Source organism: Nostoc sp. LEGE 12447 (assembly GCF_015206985.1).
Taxonomy (GTDB): Bacteria; Cyanobacteriota; Cyanobacteriia; order Cyanobacteriales; family Nostocaceae; genus Nostoc.
On sequence record NZ_JADEXT010000006.1, the window covers coordinates 39,551 to 58,468 of the forward strand.

The 18,918-nt window shown below is 40.8% G+C and carries 22 protein-coding genes and 4 tRNA genes; 16 read left to right on the forward strand and 10 right to left on the reverse strand.

Annotated features, from left to right (window positions below):
* Nucleotides 1-118: 118 nt before the first annotated feature.
* On the forward strand, nt 119-1,423 hold the full coding sequence (locus IQ274_RS09540) for a glutamate-5-semialdehyde dehydrogenase (protein WP_194142097.1): 1,305 nt from the start codon (nt 119-121) through the stop codon (nt 1,421-1,423).
* Nucleotides 1,424-1,614: 191 nt separating this feature from the next.
* Here the strand turns inward: IQ274_RS09540 and IQ274_RS09545 are convergent, their stop codons facing one another.
* A complete protein-coding gene (locus tag IQ274_RS09545; protein ID WP_163935186.1) occupies nt 1,615-3,030 on the reverse strand; it encodes an isochorismate synthase in 1,416 nt (471 codons plus the stop codon).
* Between the two features lie 307 nt (nt 3,031-3,337).
* Here IQ274_RS09545 and menA point away from each other — a divergent pair, with 307 nt between their 5' ends.
* Genes menA through IQ274_RS09560 form a run of 3 tightly spaced genes read left to right on the forward strand, consistent with a single transcriptional unit; the run spans nt 3,338 to nt 6,634 of the window.
* On the forward strand, nt 3,338-4,234 hold the full coding sequence (gene menA, locus IQ274_RS09550) for a 2-carboxy-1,4-naphthoquinone phytyltransferase (protein WP_163935189.1): 897 nt from the start codon (nt 3,338-3,340) through the stop codon (nt 4,232-4,234).
* Nucleotides 4,235-4,247: 13 nt separating this feature from the next.
* The gene (locus IQ274_RS09555; protein WP_194142098.1) at nt 4,248-5,264 is read left to right on the forward strand and encodes an o-succinylbenzoate synthase; all 1,017 of its coding nucleotides are present in this window, start codon (nt 4,248-4,250) and stop codon (nt 5,262-5,264) included.
* Nucleotides 5,249-6,634: a 2-succinylbenzoate--CoA ligase gene (locus IQ274_RS09560; RefSeq protein ID WP_194142099.1), complete on the forward strand. Its 1,386-nt coding sequence runs from the start codon at nt 5,249-5,251 to the stop codon at nt 6,632-6,634. Before IQ274_RS09555 ends, IQ274_RS09560 begins: the two co-directional genes overlap by 16 nt.
* Here the strand turns inward: IQ274_RS09560 and IQ274_RS09565 are convergent.
* The 3 genes from IQ274_RS09565 to IQ274_RS09575 form a co-directional block, all read right to left on the reverse strand.
* Nucleotides 6,627-7,073 carry an acyl-CoA thioesterase gene (locus IQ274_RS09565; protein ID WP_194142100.1) on the reverse strand — a complete coding sequence of 149 codons (447 nt, stop codon included), beginning with the start codon at nt 7,071-7,073 and terminating at the stop codon, nt 6,627-6,629. The two genes, IQ274_RS09560 and IQ274_RS09565, sit on opposite strands and share 8 nt — an antisense overlap.
* 181 nt (nt 7,074-7,254) lie before the next feature.
* Complete coding sequence (locus tag IQ274_RS09570) at nt 7,255-7,713, reverse strand: type II toxin-antitoxin system VapC family toxin (RefSeq protein ID WP_194142101.1); 459 nt, start codon at nt 7,711-7,713, stop codon at nt 7,255-7,257.
* Nucleotides 7,710-7,979, reverse strand: a complete 270-nt coding sequence (locus IQ274_RS09575; protein ID WP_194142102.1) for a hypothetical protein — start codon at nt 7,977-7,979, stop codon at nt 7,710-7,712. Before IQ274_RS09575 ends, IQ274_RS09570 begins: the two co-directional genes overlap by 4 nt.
* Here IQ274_RS09575 and IQ274_RS09580 point away from each other — a divergent pair.
* Complete coding sequence (locus tag IQ274_RS09580; RefSeq protein WP_194142103.1) at nt 7,979-8,122, forward strand: hypothetical protein; 144 nt, start codon at nt 7,979-7,981, stop codon at nt 8,120-8,122. The two genes, IQ274_RS09575 and IQ274_RS09580, sit on opposite strands and share 1 nt — an antisense overlap.
* Here the strand turns inward: IQ274_RS09580 and IQ274_RS09585 are convergent.
* Nucleotides 8,105-8,320 carry a hypothetical protein gene (locus IQ274_RS09585; RefSeq protein WP_194142104.1) on the reverse strand — a complete coding sequence of 72 codons (216 nt, stop codon included), beginning with the start codon at nt 8,318-8,320 and terminating at the stop codon, nt 8,105-8,107. The genes IQ274_RS09580 and IQ274_RS09585 overlap by 18 nt on opposite strands.
* Nucleotides 8,321-8,478: 158 nt before the next feature.
* Between IQ274_RS09585 and IQ274_RS09590 the strand changes: the two genes are divergently transcribed.
* Both IQ274_RS09590 and IQ274_RS09595 read left to right on the forward strand, forming a co-directional pair.
* Complete coding sequence (locus tag IQ274_RS09590; protein WP_194142105.1) at nt 8,479-10,017, forward strand: NACHT domain-containing protein; 1,539 nt, start codon at nt 8,479-8,481, stop codon at nt 10,015-10,017.
* A 9-nt stretch (nt 10,018-10,026) separates the two neighbouring features.
* The gene (locus IQ274_RS09595; protein ID WP_194142106.1) at nt 10,027-10,380 is read left to right on the forward strand and encodes a four helix bundle protein; all 354 of its coding nucleotides are present in this window, start codon (nt 10,027-10,029) and stop codon (nt 10,378-10,380) included.
* Nucleotides 10,381-10,431: 51 nt separating this feature from the next.
* Here the strand turns inward: IQ274_RS09595 and IQ274_RS09600 are convergent.
* Both IQ274_RS09600 and IQ274_RS09605 read right to left on the reverse strand, forming a co-directional pair.
* Nucleotides 10,432-10,516 (reverse strand) — tRNA-Ser (locus IQ274_RS09600).
* A 131-nt stretch (nt 10,517-10,647) separates the two neighbouring features.
* A complete protein-coding gene (locus IQ274_RS09605; protein WP_194142107.1) occupies nt 10,648-11,568 on the reverse strand; it encodes a TIGR04168 family protein in 921 nt (306 codons plus the stop codon).
* Here IQ274_RS09605 and IQ274_RS09610 point away from each other — a divergent pair.
* From IQ274_RS09610 to IQ274_RS09630, 5 genes are all read left to right on the forward strand, one after another.
* A complete protein-coding gene (locus IQ274_RS09610; RefSeq protein ID WP_163937771.1) occupies nt 11,548-11,703 on the forward strand; it encodes a hypothetical protein in 156 nt (51 codons plus the stop codon). The genes IQ274_RS09605 and IQ274_RS09610 overlap by 21 nt on opposite strands.
* Nucleotides 11,704-11,717: 14 nt before the next feature.
* Nucleotides 11,718-12,692: a quinolinate synthase NadA gene (nadA, locus tag IQ274_RS09615; protein WP_194142108.1), complete on the forward strand. Its 975-nt coding sequence runs from the start codon at nt 11,718-11,720 to the stop codon at nt 12,690-12,692.
* A gap of 124 nt (nt 12,693-12,816) precedes the next feature.
* Nucleotides 12,817-12,902 (forward strand) — tRNA-Tyr (locus IQ274_RS09620).
* A gap of 87 nt (nt 12,903-12,989) precedes the next feature.
* Nucleotides 12,990-13,061: transfer RNA gene (locus IQ274_RS09625), tRNA-Thr, on the forward strand.
* Nucleotides 13,062-13,489: 428 nt separating this feature from the next.
* Nucleotides 13,490-13,852, forward strand: a complete 363-nt coding sequence (locus tag IQ274_RS09630) for a hypothetical protein (protein ID WP_228058122.1) — start codon at nt 13,490-13,492, stop codon at nt 13,850-13,852.
* A 64-nt stretch (nt 13,853-13,916) separates the two neighbouring features.
* On the opposite strand, the gene IQ274_RS09635 is transcribed toward IQ274_RS09630, so the two are convergent.
* Both IQ274_RS09635 and IQ274_RS09640 read right to left on the reverse strand, forming a co-directional pair.
* Nucleotides 13,917-14,603, reverse strand: coding sequence for a group I intron-associated PD-(D/E)XK endonuclease (locus IQ274_RS09635; RefSeq protein WP_228058123.1), 687 nt, complete (start codon nt 14,601-14,603; stop codon nt 13,917-13,919).
* 39 nt (nt 14,604-14,642) lie between these two features.
* Nucleotides 14,643-14,715 (reverse strand) — tRNA-Arg (locus tag IQ274_RS09640).
* Nucleotides 14,716-14,861: 146 nt separating this feature from the next.
* On the opposite strand from IQ274_RS09640, the gene IQ274_RS37285 reads away from it, so the two are divergent.
* The 4 genes from IQ274_RS37285 to IQ274_RS09655 all read left to right on the forward strand — a co-directional run bounded on the left by IQ274_RS37285 (nt 14,862) and on the right by IQ274_RS09655 (nt 17,742).
* Nucleotides 14,862-14,987 carry a hypothetical protein gene (locus tag IQ274_RS37285; RefSeq protein ID WP_265578530.1) on the forward strand — a complete coding sequence of 42 codons (126 nt, stop codon included), beginning with the start codon at nt 14,862-14,864 and terminating at the stop codon, nt 14,985-14,987.
* Nucleotides 14,988-15,071: 84 nt separating this feature from the next.
* Nucleotides 15,072-15,731, forward strand: a complete 660-nt coding sequence (locus IQ274_RS09645) for an Npun_F0813 family protein (protein ID WP_163927757.1) — start codon at nt 15,072-15,074, stop codon at nt 15,729-15,731.
* Between the two features lie 139 nt (nt 15,732-15,870).
* The gene (locus IQ274_RS09650; protein ID WP_012407575.1) at nt 15,871-16,722 is read left to right on the forward strand and encodes a hypothetical protein; all 852 of its coding nucleotides are present in this window, start codon (nt 15,871-15,873) and stop codon (nt 16,720-16,722) included.
* A gap of 21 nt (nt 16,723-16,743) precedes the next feature.
* Nucleotides 16,744-17,742: a transposase gene (locus IQ274_RS09655; RefSeq protein ID WP_194142109.1), complete on the forward strand. Its 999-nt coding sequence runs from the start codon at nt 16,744-16,746 to the stop codon at nt 17,740-17,742.
* A 62-nt stretch (nt 17,743-17,804) separates the two neighbouring features.
* On the opposite strand, the gene IQ274_RS09660 is transcribed toward IQ274_RS09655, so the two are convergent.
* Nucleotides 17,805-18,746 (reverse strand): ADP-ribosylglycohydrolase family protein, encoded by a 942-nt coding sequence (locus IQ274_RS09660; RefSeq protein ID WP_194142110.1) that lies wholly within the window; start codon nt 18,744-18,746, stop codon nt 17,805-17,807.
* Nucleotides 18,747-18,918: the final 172 nt, after the last annotated feature.

Sequence of the window (18,918 nt, forward strand, 5' to 3'; positions counted from 1 at the left end):
TTGCTTCACCCGATCAGAGTAATTATTGATTACCCAGATGGTTCACCCGATTGGGGGAAGACGATAAGCAACGATCAACTCAGATTGATAAGATGAAGAAAAAGTAAAGATTTTTGCTATGACTATTTTTGATATTGGTTCTCCCCTAATTACGATCGCCCAAAAAACCCGCAAAGCTGCAAGTAAACTGGCGATTCTCTCTACTGAGGCAAAAAATCAAGCAATTATTGCGATCGCGCAAGCTTTAGAATCAGCTAAGGATGAAATTTTACAAGCAAATATTGCTGATTGTGAAGCTGCTAATGCCGAAGGAATTCCTAAACCGCTTTATAAGCGCTTGCAGTTGGATGAACATAAATTAAGAGATGCGATCGCTGGGGTACAAGATGTCGGTAAGCTAGACGATCCAGTTGGTAAAGTGCAGATTCACCGCGAACTTGACACTGGCTTAATTCTCAAACGAATTACTTGTTCTTTAGGTGTTTTGGGGATTATTTTTGAAGCACGTCCAGAGGCGGCGATTCAAATTGCTTCCTTAGCAATCAAATCAGGAAATGGTGTAATCCTCAAATGTGGAAAAGAAGCTGTCCGTTCTTGCGAAGCGATAGTTAAGGCAATTAAACAGGGATTATCTCAAACTGCTGTTAACCCAGATGCGGTACAGTTGCTGACAACTAGAGAAGAAACTTTAGAACTTTTGAAATTAGATAAATATGTGGATTTAATTATTCCTAGAGGTTCTAATTCATTTGTCAGATTTGTGCAGGAAAATACACGCATTCCAGTACTAGGTCACGCCGATGGAATTTGCCATCTTTATATAGATAAAGCTGCTGATATTTCTAAAGCAGTTCCGATTACAGTAGATGCCAAAGCGCAATATCCTGCTGTTTGTAATGCCATTGAAACTTTGCTAGTCCACCAATCAATTGCTACAGAATTTTTACCAAAGGTTGCTGATGCTTTGCAAGAACGCCACGTAGAATTGAGAGGTGATAAACGCACTTTGAAAATTTTGTCTAACATTGTAACTGCAACAGAGGTAGACTGGGAAACAGAATATAGCGATTATATTTTGTCGATCAAGATTGTAGACTCTATAGAAGATGCGATCGCACATATTAACGAATATGGTTCTCGTCATACCGATGCGATTATTACTGAAGATTCAACATCTGTTGAAACTTTCTTTGGACTAGTAAATTCAGCCAATATATTCCACAATTGTTCTACCCGCTTTGCTGATGGCTTCCGTTATGGTTTCGGTGCAGAAGTAGGAATTAGCACGCAACAAATGCCTCCCCGTGGCCCCGTTGGTTTAGAAGGATTGGTGACATATAAATATCAAATGACTGGTGATGGACATATTGTTGCTAATTACACTGGCACAAATGCTAAAGCTTTTACTCATCAGGATTTTTAGATGAGTTTTTAACTCTGCAATAAGTGCAAAACAAAATCATTTTGAATTGTATTTGGCGAGTTTTAAGTACGATTAAAGCCTTCTTTCTTTTCAGAAAGGAGGCTTTCTATATAAATAATTCTACTTAGTTTTTATGATTATCGGTATTATGATGAACATCTTTAGCTGGCATACAAGATTAGTAATTAATTTTAAACTAACGCTTTCAGTAACGCCTGAAGTTTAAGTTGCACCTCTGCAAACTCCTTGTCAGGATCAGATCCCGCAACTATACCAGCACCAGCATACAATCTCGCGCGATCGCCATCAATCAATGCTGAACGAATTCCCACAATAAACTCACAGTTACCCTGAGAATCTATCCAACCTAGAGGTGCAGCGTATAAACCTCTCTCAAAGCTTTCATAACGACGAATTTCGGCACAAGCTACATCTTGTGATGCACCCGCAACGGCTGGTGTAGGATGCAATTGTCCGACAATCTTTAATGGATGGATGTTAGTAGGAACTATCGCACTTATAGGTGTCCATAAATGCTGGATGTTAGATAATTGTCGTAGGCGGGGTGCTAATATCTGAGGTGATAAACCTAGCTGAGATAGACGTTGAGTTATAAAATTAAGTACTAGTGAATGTTCATGCTTTTCTTTTTCACTATTTAGTAAGCGATTGGCATTAGCTGCATCTTCAGCAGGGGTTTTACCTCGTGGTGCAGAACCAGCTAAAGCATCAGTGATTAACTGTTGATTATTAATACTAATTAATCTTTCTGGACTTGCACCAATAAAATTTTGTCCTTTTCCATTACTTGTAGAAAAAATATAACAATTGGGATGATTTTGTCTAAGATTATTTAATGATTTAACTAGGCTAAAGTGGTTGCTTGACTTTACATCTAATATATCTGCTAATACAATTTTGCTTAAATGACTAGACCGAATTTTTTCTAAAGCAGATACTACTGAACGTTTAAATTGAGTAGCATTTGTGACAGATTTTTTATAAAAGGTTGCTGGGAAGCAATCAATATTAGCAGAGTAATATTCTAAAGATTGGATAAATTCAATTTTATGTTGCAGATTCTCCAACAACCTTTGAATATTTGCATTTTCATTAATAATTATATTTGTTACTAATATACAACGCTGATTTTTCACAGCTACTTGCCAACGTGGAAGAAAAATGGTAGCGGATGGAAATGGATAATCTACCTGGGCATTTTTATCAAAAAAGCTGAAATAAGAAAAAAAGTGAGGCCCAGAAAAAGGTTGATTAGCGTTACCAAAATTAATTATATTTTTTAGACAAGATTTGATAAAATATTCAGCTTGAGTAAAACGATCTGCACCATCAATCTGTAATTTTGCTACAGAATCAATTGCTGCGATCGCTTCCCCTTTAGCTCTGTCCTCAAAGTAAAAATTTATTTCATTTGCTTGTGTAAGTTGATCCAATACAAGTAAAGGATCAACTAAATCGATCTCTTGAGAGATACTGACAATTTGCTTGCCATTATTTTGGAGGCACTTTTCTTGGACTGATAGTAGAAATTGATATAAATCTTTGCGCTCTACAAACAAGTTGCTACGACATGGTGAAACTGTCATGGATCTATAGTAAATTTTTTTTAAGTTAACTTCCTAAAGTGTAATTAATCGTGGTCGTATTTTTACAGGTAACATATTAAGTTGCCATTTCACCAGCGTAGGATTTGCTTTGTTCATGGTGTTCCTAGACCATGATAAGACAGTTTTAGCCTAAGAATGCAATGTGAGAGTGAGTGTTAACAACACTTTTGTTAACAAGCCATAGTAAAAGTGACAATTGTTTGTATATCACCCATATCTAGCGTCTCTTTAAATCATAAAATCTAAAGTGTGAGTAATATTCCGGTAATTTAATTAATCACAACTGATGACTACCAAGCAAATTTTATATCCCAACACGAAGTTATGGATGGCAGCGATTAAACCGCCAATGTACAGCGTTGCCATTATGCCTATTTGGGTAGGAACGGCAGTCGCATTTGCCGAAACTAAAATGTTCAATGGTGCAGTATTTTCTACTTTTGTAGCTGCGGCAATTTTAATTCTTGCCTGGGAAAATATCAGTAATGATGTCTTTGATTCCGAAACAGGTATCGATCAAAATAAGCACCATTCTCTGGTGAATTTAACTAGCAATAAGCCATTAATATTTTGGATAGGAAATTTGTGTTTAGGTTTGGGGTTGCTGGGCATAGTAGCGATCGCATTTTGGCAACAAGACCTAACTGTCATCGCCATCATTCTACTATGCTGTGGTTTGGGCTATATGTACCAAGGGCCTCCCTTTCGCTTAGGATATCAGGGTTTAGGCGAGATTCTTTGCTTTTTTGCCTTTGGCCCTTTAGCAGTGGAGGCAGCCTATTACAGCCAAACTCAAACTTGGTCAATGACAAGTTTAGCAGTTTCAGTGATTGTTGGGATTGCCACAACCTTAATTTTGTTTTGCTCACATTTTCACCAAGTTAAGGATGACATAGCCGCAGGTAAGCGATCGCCTATCGTCCGTCTGGGAACTCAAAAAGGGGCCCAACTGCTTGTTTGGTTTACTGGTAGCATTTATCCCCTCACCTTGCTGTTTGTGCTGTTGGGAATTTCTCCAGCTTGGACATTACTGAGTTGGGTGAGTTTACCCTTTGCCGTCAAATTATGTCGCCACGTCCAAGAAAATCACAACCAGCCAGACAAAGTTAGCAACTGTAAATTTATCGCCGTAGCCGTGCATTTTTGGACTTGCTTGCTGTTCGGGCTGGGATTTATGCTTTAGCAATTATTAATTGATGCGTTATCAATTTAAATTTCGTCCATATCAGCGAAGATTTTTGCGATCGCTTACCACCAATCACGGTAAGTGGGATATTCGTGAAGGTATTATTCTCCGTCTCACCGATGAATCAGGTAAACTCGGTTGGGGAGAAATTGCCCCCATTAGCTGGTTTGGTTCCGAAACCCTAGAACAAGCCTTAGATTTTTGTCGCCAACTCCCAGAAGAAATCACAGACGAGATAATTTTCTCTATTCCAGATAAGTTACCTGCTTGTCAATTTGGCTTTGAGTCAGCGTGGGAGTGGGGGAGCAGGGGAGCAGGGGAGCAGGGGAGCAAGGGAGCAGAGGAGAAGAATTTAAATTTATCCTCGGCGCTTCACTCCTTGCGCTATAGCGGCTTATTACCATCTGGAAAAGCGGCTTTAAATCAATGGAAAACTCTATGGCAGAAGGGATATCGCACGTTTAAGTGGAAAATTGGTGTGGATGCGATCGCTCATGAACTAGAAATTTTTGACTCACTAATACAAACCTTACCAGCCTTTACCAAACTGCGATTAGATGCCAACGGTGGACTCACCTATGAAGAAGCTAACTTATGGCTGCGGACTTGCGACAATCTCAAGGCAAATGCAGAAGTACCCATAGAAATTGAATTTATCGAACAACCGCTACCCGTTGAGCAATTTCAGCAGATGTTGGAATTGAGTATGAGTTATGAAACTGCGATCGCTTTAGATGAATCTGTCGCCACACTTGGGCAACTCGCCGCCTGTTATCAACAAGGTTGGCGAGGGATTTTTGTCATCAAGCCTGGGATCGTTGGCTCGCCATCTCGTTTGAGAAAGTTTTGCCATCAGTATCAAATTGATACTGTATTTTCATCAGTATTTGAAACTGCGATCGGTAGAAAATCAGCACTCCAACTAGCAGCAAAATTATCCCAAAACAACAAGGCAGTTGGTTTTGGTATCGACCATTTTTTTGAACAAGAAGAAACGTGGTTTCAAACTTTATGGAACGACCTTTAGACTGTCTTAATAACCTAACTCAAAATGATTGGTTTATCGGTTATAACAGCCGTGAATTTAATCAAATAGCTCAAGAATTATATTTAGAACTAACACAATTATCAGCGTGTGGAACACCACCAAAAATAATCTTAGCTGAACGCGAACCATTAAAGTTTCTAGCAAGTTTTATTGCCGCTTGTGCAGCTAATTGTCCAGTTTTTCTTTGTAACCCCGACTGGGGAACACAAGAATGGCAACAAGTCTTTGATTTAGTACAGCCAAATATTATTTTGGGAAAACTTCTACACACTCCCACTTCCCCAGTCCCCCAGTCCCCAGTCCCCAGCCCCCAGTCCCCATTCATAATGATTCCCACAGGTGGTTCATCGGGACAAATTAAATTTGCCATTCACACTTGGGAAACTCTCGTCTCATCGGTACAAGGATTTACAGAATACTTTCAAATCAAACAAGTAAATTCATTTTGCATGTTACCGCTATATCACGTTAGCGGTTTAATGCAATTTATCCGCTCTTTTACCACCGCAGGTAAACTAGCTATTCAACCATTTAAAGCCGTAGAATCCGGTCAAATATTAAATATTAAACAATCAGAATTCTTTATATCTTTAGTACCAACACAGTTACAACGCCTTCTGCAAAATCCAGAATTAACTGAATGGCTATCCCAGTTTAATACAGTACTTTTGGGAGGTGCGCCAGCATGGAACGAACTACTAGAAAAAGCCAGATTTCACCGCATCCGGTTAGCACCTACCTATGGCACGACAGAAACCGCCTCTCAAATTGCCACCCTCAAACCAGATGATTTTCTCGTCGGTAAAATTAGCAGTGGTCAAATTCTTCCCCATGCAAAAGTAACTATTCGCAATCAGCAAGGCGAAATTTTAAATTACAATCAAATCGGAAACATCACCATTCATGCTCAATCTTTAGCCCTTGGTTACTATCCTAAAACTAGAGAAAATCAAACTGATTTCCAAGTAGATGATTTAGGTTTTTTAGACAATCAAGGTCATTTAAATATTATCGGACGTAACAGCGACAAAATTATTACAGGTGGCGAAAATATTTACCCAGCAGAGATTGAGTCAGCTATACAATCAACTCAAATGGTTGCCGATATTTGTGTCATTGGCATCCCAGATAAAAATTGGGGACAAGCCTTAACAGCAATTTACATTCCCAAAAAATCAGATACCTCTGCCTTAAAAATTCAAATTCTACTCAAAGACAAACTCAGCAAATTTAAAATGCCTAAATATTGGATTCCCCAGCAAAACTTACCCCGCAACTCTCAAGGTAAGATTAACCGTCAACAGTTACAGCAAATCGCCACAGAATTCCTCCAAAATTCCATCACATAATCTCTCTCGACCTTCTTCTCTCTGCGTCCTCTGCGTCTCTGCGGTTCGTCTCCAACCACTGAATAATCTCTTCAGGTAATTCCTGCTTACTTCTACTACTCACATCAATACAAACATGGCGAGTAATAGCCTTAGCAACTATCACTTCACCCACAGTAATTTCATAAGTAATTTCAAACTTCTCAACACCTATTTTTTGAGGAATTAAGCTAATCAGCAACTTGTCCCCACCAAACATAGGGCGCAAAAAATCGACACTAGCATGAACAATGGGAAAAGCTACAGAAGGATTAGTAAAAAAATCTTTGAGATTAATACTTGATGCTTCTAAAGATTCTTCATAAGCTTCATGGCACATACCCAAAACATTTGCAAAATAAACTACTCCAGCAGCATCAGTATCTTGAAAGCGAACCGTGCGGTTATAAGTAAAAGGCATTTTTGACAATTGAATATTAAAAAACAGCAGGTTTATTCCCTGCTTTACAAACTAATTTTATTGCAACTAAGATAAGTCGGTGATAAAAATTTAATTTCCCCAATCCTGAGTTATATATCGATTTGTTTAGCCTCATTCAATGCTTTGGGGTTGAATATATGGTGAGGAAAGGCGATCGCTTCTACATTGACTCCAACGCCGGAACCTCAAAGTCATTAAACGAGGAAACATTGTAAGACGAAGCTGTTAGAGCTTTCACCAGCTTACCGTCGAGAGTCAGCAAAGTAGCGCCTACCTGCTGTGAAAGTGCAACATAAGAGCCATCGTAGGCAGAAGTTCCATAACTCAAGCTTATAGTAATTGCATCCGCCATCAAATCAGCTGTTGAAACAACACGCAACAGAAAAGCTTTCAGAGTAGCTAAATCTGTCTGAACCTCAGCAGCAGTATACATCCTTGCACGAACATACTTCCAGAACGTGTTAGCACACTCAATGTAAAAAAGGTCTGGAACAAAAATTTCTGTCTGTGGATTGGCGAGATGACCGAAGAGTTGATTAACTTTGGCAGTTAGTGGGTCAGCAATAAAATACTTGATGCACACACTGGTATCTACCACGCATCTAAGAGGATTACTCATCTATCGCGATCTTCTCGAATTAGTTCAGTACTATCAGGTAATCCAAAGTCTGCTGGATTCAAGCAGCGGCGCTGACGACTAATTTCCTCTAGGAGTTTTGGGACATTTTTTCGCCTTTCCTCTTCCGTTGGCTGTGTTTTTGCCTGCAAAGCGTTCTGCAATATTGTAATAACTTGAGCATCAACTGAGCTATTTTCAGCTTTAGCTAACTCTTGCAGTTGTTCGTATAACTCATCAGGTATGTTTAGCGTATTAAGGGTAGCCATTGATTGAACTCCCAAAAGAATTTATTGGTAATGGTAGCACGATCGCAGTAGGGGGAGAGGTTAGGGGCGATCGCATTTGGTTTGTGGGTGCGATCGCTTCATTATCTCTACTACCCACCTGTTTATTAATCCTTCTCTTTTAATTCCTCTGACAGAGATTTTAGTGATGTTTTTCGTAAAACCCAATCAAGATAAAGTACAAGAATCTGCATTTTTAGAAAGTTGTTAGCACTTTTGATATTGGCATCACTCAGCACCCATTTACAAAACTTTTCCAGCAGTATTCCAACAACAACTTCAACAGACTTATTTACAACCAGAGGGATTAGTGTTTCTAGCATTGCGATCGCCTCAGTAGCTTGACTGAGTACAATGTCGCAATTTTCTTTTGTAGTTATTTATCTGACACCTTGACTTAGCCTGACTTACACTGATTTAACTCCACATTTTGATAAAAACTTTGGCTACACTGGCTTATAAGTAATTGTGGGAGTGGTCAATGTCTATACCAGAGGACTTTCTTAAGCAACTGGAGCAATACAGTGAATTGTCGCACCGAGAGAAAGAAGTCTTTCTGGAAATATTCGGTCTTAGTAAGAGTCGAGTCCACGTAGCTCAAGAATTAAACATTTCTGAAAGTAACCTCCGCACTTGTCTTACAGGTATTTACAAAAAATTTTGTATCACTGGTAATGGCCCTGTTAGAGAAAGCCGCTTACGGGAGTATCTGAGCAAAAGATACTCACAGCAAAAACCCTCTGACGATTTAACTACAGATGACGTAGATGATTCTATTGATACCTTAGTGCAAGAAATCCGCAAACAAATCAAACCATACATCAAAGAAAAGTGCGGAACTATGCGGGTATTAGATATGCCTAAGCCAATTGAGTTAACAGGAAAACAAGGTATTTACACAAATGTCAATATTCTGGAGGCAATAACAGGACGAAGACGGCTAAAAGTTGCGGAACTAATGCAAAGCTGCGACCATGATAACTTTGAGCGACTTGGACTTAGTGGAGTAAAACAGAAACGAGTCTCAGGGTTAGAGGTTGTACAGCGTCATAGTAAGCTGATGGTTTTAGGTAAACCAGGAGCAGGAAAAACCACTTTTTTAAAATATCTAGCAATGCAGTGTATTGAAGGTAAATTTCAAGCAAACAGAGTTCCGTTGTTTATAACTTTAAAAGATTTTGCAGAAGCAGCTAAAAAACCAGATATTTTGAAATTTATTGTTCAACTATTATCCAGCTATGGGGGAACTCATGCCAGTGCCACAGTAGAGAAACTTTTAAAACAGGGTAAGACATTGGTCTTGCTGGATGGGTTAGATGAAGTACGAGAGGAAGACACCAAGCGTGTTTTACGAGAAATTCGGGAATTTTCTGACCTGTTTCATACCAATCAGTTTGTAATTACCTGTCGGATTGCTGCCAAAGAATACACCTATCAAAGTTTCACAGAAGTAGAAATGGCCGATTTTGACGAAAAACAAATAGCCATTTTTGCTCAAAATTGGTTCCAGTTAACTGATCCAGTTAAAAGTAAAAGATTCATTGAAAAACTAAAGGAGAATAAACCAATCCAAGAGCTAGCAAGTAGTCCTTTATTGTTGACATTACTGTGTTTGGTATTTGGAGATAGTGGAGATTTTCCAGCAAACCGTTCTGAACTTTATCAAGAAGGATTAGATGTATTGCTGAAAAAATGGGATGCCAAACGCAACATTGAGAGAGAGCAAGTTTATAAAAACCTGTCTTTGAAGCGTAAGGAAGACTTGCTGAGTCAAATAGGCTTAACTACTTTTGAGCAGAAAGACTACTTCTTTAAGCAGAAAACTGCCGAAGCATATATTGCTGATTTTATTCGCAACATACGCAATGCTGACACAGAGCCAGAAGTATTAAAACTAGATAGTGAAGCTGTTTTAAAGTCAATTGAAGCACAACATGGGTTATTAGTAGAACGAGCAAAGGGCATCTATTCATTTTCTCACTTAACGTTTCACGAAATAGTAATTTATTTTAATTTTTAATCTTGACTAATGAAGAGAGATATTTGCGATCGCACTTTTACTTTTTCAGTTCGCATAGTCAAATTGTGCCAGTTTTTAGATGACAAACCAGGAGTAGCACGAACCCTTGCTCAACAGTTATTAAGGTCAGGAACATCGATTGGAGCTAATGTGGAAGAAGCACAAGCTGCTCAAAGCAAAGCAGACTTTATCAGCAAGCTCATGATTGCACTAAAAGAATCCCGTGAAACCCGGTATTGGTTAAGGTTGCTCATTGCTTCCGAAATAGTACCTCAAGAAAAAATTAGTCAACTCCAATCCGAAGCCGAAGAACTAACAAAAATCCTTGGTGCCATAATTATCTCCACCAAAAGCCCCACCTAACCTCATTCTCTTCAATTTTTAATTTTTAATTTTCAATTTTTAATTCCTCAACGGAGAGGGGGAGATTCGAACTCCCGGAGGTTTTAGCCTCATCCGATTTCAAGTCGGACGCAATCGACCACTCTGCCACCTCTCCAGTAAATCTGTCAAACTTGTGCTGATCCTAGTTTCAGACGCTATTCAGGCGCTTTTGTTGATTAGCACTAAACTTGACAGATAATACTATACCCTATTATCTACGCAGATTGCACTACTGGATGCGAATGTCTACGACACAATACGCGATCGCTCATACAAAATTTCCTCCTTAGCCACCTGAAAGTCATTCCCCACCCAAACTAGGGAAACTTGCGAAACCACACCCGCCTCTAGGGTGACAATGGAAAAATTACGCAACTTCTCGCCGTCATTTTCCACAATCCTGGGGACACTAGCCGCATTTAAGTAAATTGTCCCCTCTGGACTTCTAAAGATGGGCTTGCGCTGCACCTTCTTGGTATGGCGTAAATCTCGGTGCATGTGACCAAATGTCACCAGAGGAATGGTTTTACCAGCAGTCAAGGCTTGAGAAATCGCCTCGCCCAAATCTGGATCGCCAAAATCACCGCCAATCGGATGCCAGTCTTTGCCGCAGGGGTCTTCGGGGCGATCGCCTAACCCACTAGGCCCATTGTGACCCAAAAATATAATCGTCTCGTAAGCGGCGCTTTTAACTGCTTTGAAGATGCGATCGGCGGATTCTTCCAAACTCGTCACACCGTAACGTTCTTTACAGATTTCCGCGAATTTCCACTCTGGGCCACCCCAAGTAAAGGGACGACCCCCCACTACAGTTAAATTCCAAGCAGGAAAATCCAACTTACCGTAACCGACATGGGACGGGCCTAATAAATCGAGTTGTTCCTGTACCCAGTCTTCCTTAGAGCGGTCATAAGGAGCCTTTTTGCGTCCCCATTCGGTGGCGGTGTACCAGGCATCGTGGTTGCCCATTACGGCTGCTTTGGGAATATCGAGAGATGCGATCGCTCTGACCACTTCCACCGACTCATTGCCAAAATCCCCGACAAACAGCACTAAGTCAACACCCAAATGCTTGAGTGCAACGCCATCTTCCACTTCCCATTGGTCGTGAATATCTCCAACTACAGCAATTTTGAGGTTTATCGATTGAGTTTTCTGACTGGTCATGCCACTTTCCTTGCCGTCTATCTCCAGGATATGAAACTCAGCCCGATTTGGACACAACCCCAAAATATCAACCGTCCACTATTTTTGGTAAAAACTACTATAATTGAATCCACAGGACATACATTTGCAACATAAAGCACCCCTAAACTGTGTTTACTACTGCACTAGCTCAACGAGAAAACACCCAACTGGGTGAACTACCACTAGATTTGTTTGCCGCGATTCAGAGTCTCAAAAAAGAACTCAACGCCGTTATTCTGGCGCATTATTATCAAGAGCCAGATATTCAGGATATTGCAGACTTTATTGGGGATTCATTACAACTAGCAAGAGCCGCCGAAAAAACCAATGCGGATGTGATTGTCTTTGCTGGCGTTCACTTCATGGCAGAAACAGCAAAGATACTTAATCCCGATAAATTAGTACTTTTACCAGATTTGAATGCTGGTTGTTCTTTAGCAGACAGTTGTCCAGCAGATGAATTCGCAGCTTTTAAAGCAGCGCATCCAGATCATTTGGTGGTGTCTTACATCAACTGTTCTGCTGATATCAAGGCGATGAGCGATATTATTTGTACTAGCTCCAATGCTGTGAAAATTGTGCAGCAGATACCAAAGGAACAGCCGATTATTTTTGCCCCAGATCGGAACTTGGGGCGGTATGTGATGGAACAGACGGGACGAGATTTGGTGCTATGGCAAGGTAGCTGTGTTGTCCATGAAACCTTCTCGGAAAAGAAAATTGTCCAGTTAAAAATTGCTCATCCCGAAGCAGAGGCGATCGCACATCCAGAATGTGAAAGTAGTGTATTGCGCCACGCCAGCTTTATTGGCTCTACAGCCGCTTTACTCAAATATTGTCAAAGCAGCCTCACCAAAGAATTTATCGTTGCTACGGAGCCGGGAATCATTCACCAAATGCAAAAACTAGCTCCTGACAAGCATTTTATTCCTGCACCGCCGATGAATAACTGTGCTTGTAACGAATGTCCCTTTATGCGGTTAAACACGCTAGAAAAGCTTTACTGGGCAATGAAAAATCGTACTCCCGAAATTACCATGTCAGAGGATATTCGTCTTGCTGCACTGCGGCCAATGCAACGAATGCTGGAGATGAGCGTGTAACCAGTATTTTTTATACCAATGGTAGAGACGCAGTTTTCTTGTAATCTCTACCCGCAAGTTATTTTTTCCAATCACTTGCAATTTCTAAAACATGGTGCTAAGATTTTAAATCGTGAGACAAATCGGGTCGGTGTCCGAGTGGTTAATGGAGACGGACTGTAAATCCGTTGGCTAGCGCCTACGCTGGTTCAAATCCAGCCCGGCCCACCACTTACGAAGTTATAAGTTATAATGTCTGGGTAAGCATCAAAACTCCCAGCATTTTAACTTCTAGCTGAGAAATTGGAATTATGTTTCGCCCGTGTGGCTCAGTGGTAGAGCACACCCTTGGTAAGGGTGAGGTCACGAGTTCAATCCTCGTCACGGGCTTTTTCCAGAGATACTTACCAGTGCTAAAACATCCTAGATTGTGCTAAACGTGCCTTAAGCATAAGACAATCTAACGATGGTTTGCTATAGATATCTCAAACCTTTAACTTAGTGTAGACCTGTAAAACTTTTCGTTATCCTTAGACTCCCTGGCTGGCTGGCGTGGGTAAATCAAAATATTTCCCAGGGTATTGAAACCTTTGAGTAATAAGTGGTGAGTAGGGAGTCAGGAGTTAGCGTACCTAATGGGTATTTGGTTGTCTGATACGTGTGGTTAGTGCCTAGTGTTTTTTGGTTTCGATGGAGCTAATGTATCTTATAGAACTGGGTATTCTAAAGGGTATAAAGTTAGTAGGTTAATCATACAAGTGCTAGTTCTTAATATTCTCCCACCTGCACACGTAGACAGGCAAATAGAAGTAGTGTATTTGAATACATTATCTAAAACCCAACTGGTTAAGCGTTGGGAGGAAGCATTAACATACCCAGAGCGCTATATAGTAGCTAAAGCTGAGTCTATGAAGGAATTATCAGGGGACATACCAGCTAAAGAGCTATTAACCGTAGGGCAATACTTAGACGACAATAAAATACAAGTAGATGAATCAGACTACCATAAGCTAGCTACACGTGTAGCTGATAAGCACAGGGAAGTACACGGCATAAACCCAAGAAAGGTATCTCGTAACGTCAATGGGAAGTGGAATAACAAAAGTTACGCATACTCAGAGGAAGACTTCAGTATTATTGAGGAGTGCCTCTTAACAATTAGGCATTCTAGAAAAAACTAAATAGCCTTTGTTATATTAGTAGGTCTTTCTCTTATGCTTAAACAAATGAAAGATTTAAGCAAAATTATCCTTCCACTTTTCCATAAGCTTTCTTCACCCAATACCCTCTAGGCGGCTTTTCTACCCCATAAGTCTTACACCACTTCTCTACGGCTTTATCGGACACGCCAAAATCTCTCCCAATTTGTGCGGTTGGCTTTTCCCAAACTAGTTTTTCTAGTTCTTCTTTTGATGGTCTTTCAACTTTTCTAGTATGAATTCTAGAGTCTGGGTTAACCTTTCTAGTCGTTAAATCAATACCAAACTCCTTGTAGGTTCGCTTAAGTGCTGCTTCAGTAAAGTCTGTAAAATCCTCCCACCAGTAAAACGGTGTAGCTGAATTCGGTATCTGAGTAGTTATGTAGCAACCCTTAAAGTTAATTGATGGATAGACAACTTTATCTATATCAGGAAGATAAACAGCATAAAAGTCAAAGTCATTTACCTTATACTTCTTCTGATGAATCCCATTTTTATCTACCCAAATAGTTTTATTTACTACCCTGTTATCTCCCGCGTATTTAGCTTGTATTTTGTAAAATTTATCGTCTTTGTAGACAACAAAATCAAAAGGTAAATGTTCACAAACAAGTGGCGTGAGGACTAAATAACCTTTAAGCGTTAGATCCGCGATCGCTTTGGTAGCAGCAATATCGCCCTTATTCTTAGTATGATGCAGCAATAACGAACCCTCAACCGAGGTAATAATCATATCACTTAACGGTGCTTGAGGGTTCATATTAAGTTAAAACGAGCGCGGCAGGGTTCGAACCTGCGACCGATTGCTTAGAAGGCAATTGCTCTATCCACTGAGCTACGCGCCCAAAACAAAACAATGGCTCCTGAAGGAGTCACCTAAACTATTATATCGTCTTTACTTAGCAAGAAGCAATCAAAAATTGCAGATTTACCACTAGCAAGGCTAAGATGCTAGTCGCTAGTTAGTCAATCTACACCGAAAACGAAACAGATGGAGTATTGGTTTAGATATATTGAGTTGCCAAGAGGTTATTTGCCTGTTAATGCCAATGCCCTCTGGGTGGCTACCTTGGGGAAGAATCTGGCGATCGCTAGGCTCATTTCCACAGTATGCTAGGTAATTTCAGCCTTGGCGATACTGCCAAATGCCATTATATATTCCATATTAAGAGTGCCCCTGTGAGGAGTTTTTGCTAGTGCCATGTTTATTCTCAAACGGCAGGATGTTGAAATATCAAGCATTCAGCACCCAAAAAAGGATCAGCAGGTGCCGATTCTCAATTATCAAGGGCAGACTTTTCGCTTGATTAGTGTTTTCAAAGCTAGTCAAGAAGAAGAAGCTAGAGCCTTATGGAGAGAATTAACGGATAACCGGGGTAAAGCCTGTGTTTTGCTGGAGGAACCGGAACGTTTTAGCGTCTGGGGTAAAATCCGTTTAGAGCAGCTAGATAGTGATACAGGTGGTCATGGCAAAACGGCGATTTTAGTCCAAGCCGGTATTTTGCTGTTACAGGGTGTTTCTATCGACATTGAAGAGTTTTTAGGTGCTAAACAAGCTGCATTATTTGAAAAAGATATTGCGGAAGTATTAAAGCAAAAGCAATTTCCTCAAGCATCTTCCCTAGAAGCAGTTAAATATTTGGTATCTACCAATCCTTTGCCAACCGCCAAAATACCTGATTGGCAGGAAAATCATGTAGTTATTCTATTACAAGAACTGCATCGATTAGGAAAAGCATATTTTGGCAATGGCAATTTTACAAAACAAGTGATTTATAAGCTAGAAGATATGCCAGAAGCCGAGCGATTACTATTTATCAGTTGGCTAAATCAATCGCCACTGGGTAAACTGTGGCAGTAGCATGGAAAATTTTAACAAAATTCCGGCCACTGGTACTTGCTTTTGGTGTCCGATTGTGTATTATTTGGCAGACACACTGCTATATATACAGTCCTTTAACTCAAAATACTGCCAGAGTGCATCTACATAGTCAAGTCCTATGAATAACTCTTACGAGAATTCGTTCCTTTCTAAATCGATTTTCAATACTCAGAACATTGTCTTAGCTAATATTGGCTGGGCCGTACTAGCACTGCTATACTTTTTGTTGTTTAGTGCCAAAGTTCCCGGAGCTGATGGCATAGAAAGCCGGGCCGAGTGGTACGTGATTGGTACAAATATTTTTGAAGCTTTAGCTTATTTGGGTGCCAGTATCTTATGCTTGAGGAACTGGCTGAGTCCACAAATCGTCAGTGGGCGAAATGTCTGGCTCTTAATTGGCTTAGGTATGCTTTCCTATTTCGTTGGGGGGATAATTTTCGGATATACCGAAATAGTGTTAAAAGATGAACCAGATGTGTCTGTAGGCGATATATTTTTTGTACTGACTTATCTATTACTTGGCGCAGGCATGATTTTAGCTGTGGCTTCCAGGCGAATCAATCTGGAAAAATGGCAGTGGCTAATTGTGTTAGCAATTGCAGTGTTCGGTAGTTTGTTGGCATGGTGGATTTCTATGCAACAGGAAACACCCTCAGAACTGCTAGTCGCTATTTTGAATTGGTTTTACGTAGTTAGCGATGTGGTTCTGTTAATTATTGCTACCACTTTGCTGTTAGCCTTTTGGGGGGGAAGAGTTTCCCAGTCTTGGCGAATGATTGCAGCAGCGGCCTTTTCGCTTTACATTGCAGATATGTGGTTTAAATACGCCCAAGGCCCCAACTATCAAAGTGGGGAGATATTAGAAGTGTTTTGGGTGTTTAGTGGGGTGTTATTTGGCATGGGCGCTGTCTTAGAATATGACGCATCACTAAGACGAACGCGGCGTACCAGTGGACGTAAACGAGCTTAGTAAAGATTTTTGGTATCTACCGTGAGAAAACTAACAGACTCTGACAAGCAAGAAATTCTTAAATTATATCGAGAGACTGCCGAAACAACCTCAACTTTGGCAGAACGCTATGGTGTGAGTAACTCGACAATTAGTCGCCTGCTCAAAAGCACTTTGCCAGAGGACGAGTATGAATACTTAGTCTCTTTAAAGCGGGCTGCGAGAACTCCTGAAGGCAGGGCGCAGGTAAGCTACGAGCAGTTACCATTGCTGACTCAACCGGAGCCGGAGATAGAAGTTCCACCCATCGAAAGCCCACCGTTGGAAGTGACAAAGGTTGAGCCGCAGCCACGTCGGGTAATTCGTGTAGAGCAGGAAGTTTACTCAGAGGAAACGGCAGAATCACTCGCTGCTAGTAGACGGGTGCGCCGTCGCCCCTCGGCGGCAGAAAAACCGAAGCTCCGAGTTACAGAGAAATTAGAAACTCCAGAGCAAAAGCCGCCGGAAATAGTCAGCATCTCCATTCCACCGCTAAAAGATAAACATCCAGGAGCGGCTGTCATCGCGCAGATGCTGGGCGAAGATTTGCTAGATGAATCGGAGGATTTGGATGATTTAGAAGATGATGATTTAGAGGATGATGACTTTGAGGAAGAAGACTTTGATGATGATGACCTGGATGACGAAAGACCTTTAGTCACAAAAAGAAGACCAGGTGAAGCATCAGTTCAAGTTTTACCTCTGTCGATAGCCAATTTGCCGAAAACTTGTTATTTGGTAATTGACCGTTCCTCGGAATTAATTACCCGACCTCTCAAGGACTTTGGTGATTTGGGACAAATTCCCAGCCTGGAAACTCAGCAAAGAACTCTGCCGGTGTTTGATAATCATCGCGTCGCCAAGCGTTTTTCTACCAAGCGCGATCGCGTGATTAAAGTTCCTGATAGTAAAATGCTCCATAAGGCTCGTACTCATCTGCAAGCTAAGGGCATTACACGACTGTTGATTGATGGTCAGGTATACTCTTTGTCAACGCTTTAGGAGTTAAAAGTTAGGAGTTAGAAATTTCATAATTCTTAACTCTTAACTTTCGACTGCTAAGTTTAAGTGTATACAGCCCTTGCAAAACGCTCTGCTAAGTAAATAATGTCCTGTCTACGGGCAATTTGGTTCATCCATTTTTGAGGAATATTTTCCACCCCGTAATAAATTCCGGCTAACCCACCAGTGACGGCGGCAGTAGTATCGGTATCTCCACCTAAGTTGACAGCTTTCAGCACCGCCTCAGAATAAGACGAGCTATTTAATAAACACCACAGGGATGACTCTAAGGTATCAATCACATAGCCACCAGAATTAATCTCTTCAACTGGTAACTTGGCAATCTCACCACTAAAAATTCTGCCAAAATGCGGCTTTTCTAACAAAAATTCTCGGACAGAATAAATTGTTTGGATATCTTGCAATGCTTGTAAATAAGCTGTTTGGGGGTCAGCCCCTTCTAGGAGCGCCACTGCAATACTAATATAAATTCCACAGGACATTTGCGATCGCGCATGAGCATGGGTAATCGCTGAAACATCATGCACCCGGGCTAGCAATTCGCCTAAAGTTAAGTTTCGGTGACAATAAGCCATTGGCAAGATTCTCATTAATGAACCATTGCCATTACTATTTTCAACCTTCCCACCCGCCTGATGGGGAACAACTCCCTGTTTCAAGCGCATAATTGCTGTATGGGTAGTTTGACCAATATCAAAAACATCGCCACGGGGAGTCCAGTAAGCCTCCTTGTACCACCGCCAGAAGGAATTGGCTATGGCATCCAACGAATACCCCCTACAAAGGCATTCTGCTAGGCAAAAGCTTAACGAACTATCATCTGACCAAGTTCCTGGTGGTTGATTCCATGTGCCATAACCCTGCATCGTTGTTACTGGAGATTTTACTCGTTCAGCACGGCTAGTAAACTCCACTGGCACACCCAACGCATCACCGACACATAAACCCATCAAACCAGACAACGTTTTTGCACCGGTTAGCATTATTCAATCTCCACAATAACTGCTCAAAATTAACTTTATAGATTCCCTTTATAGGTTGTTGCAACAGATGCTACAGCCGAGTTTTTCATCCTCTGTGAAAAGCTCGGCAAAAAAATGTTAGTCGGATATTTTATTTACACTATTCCGACATAGTTTGAGTTCCAAATATTGT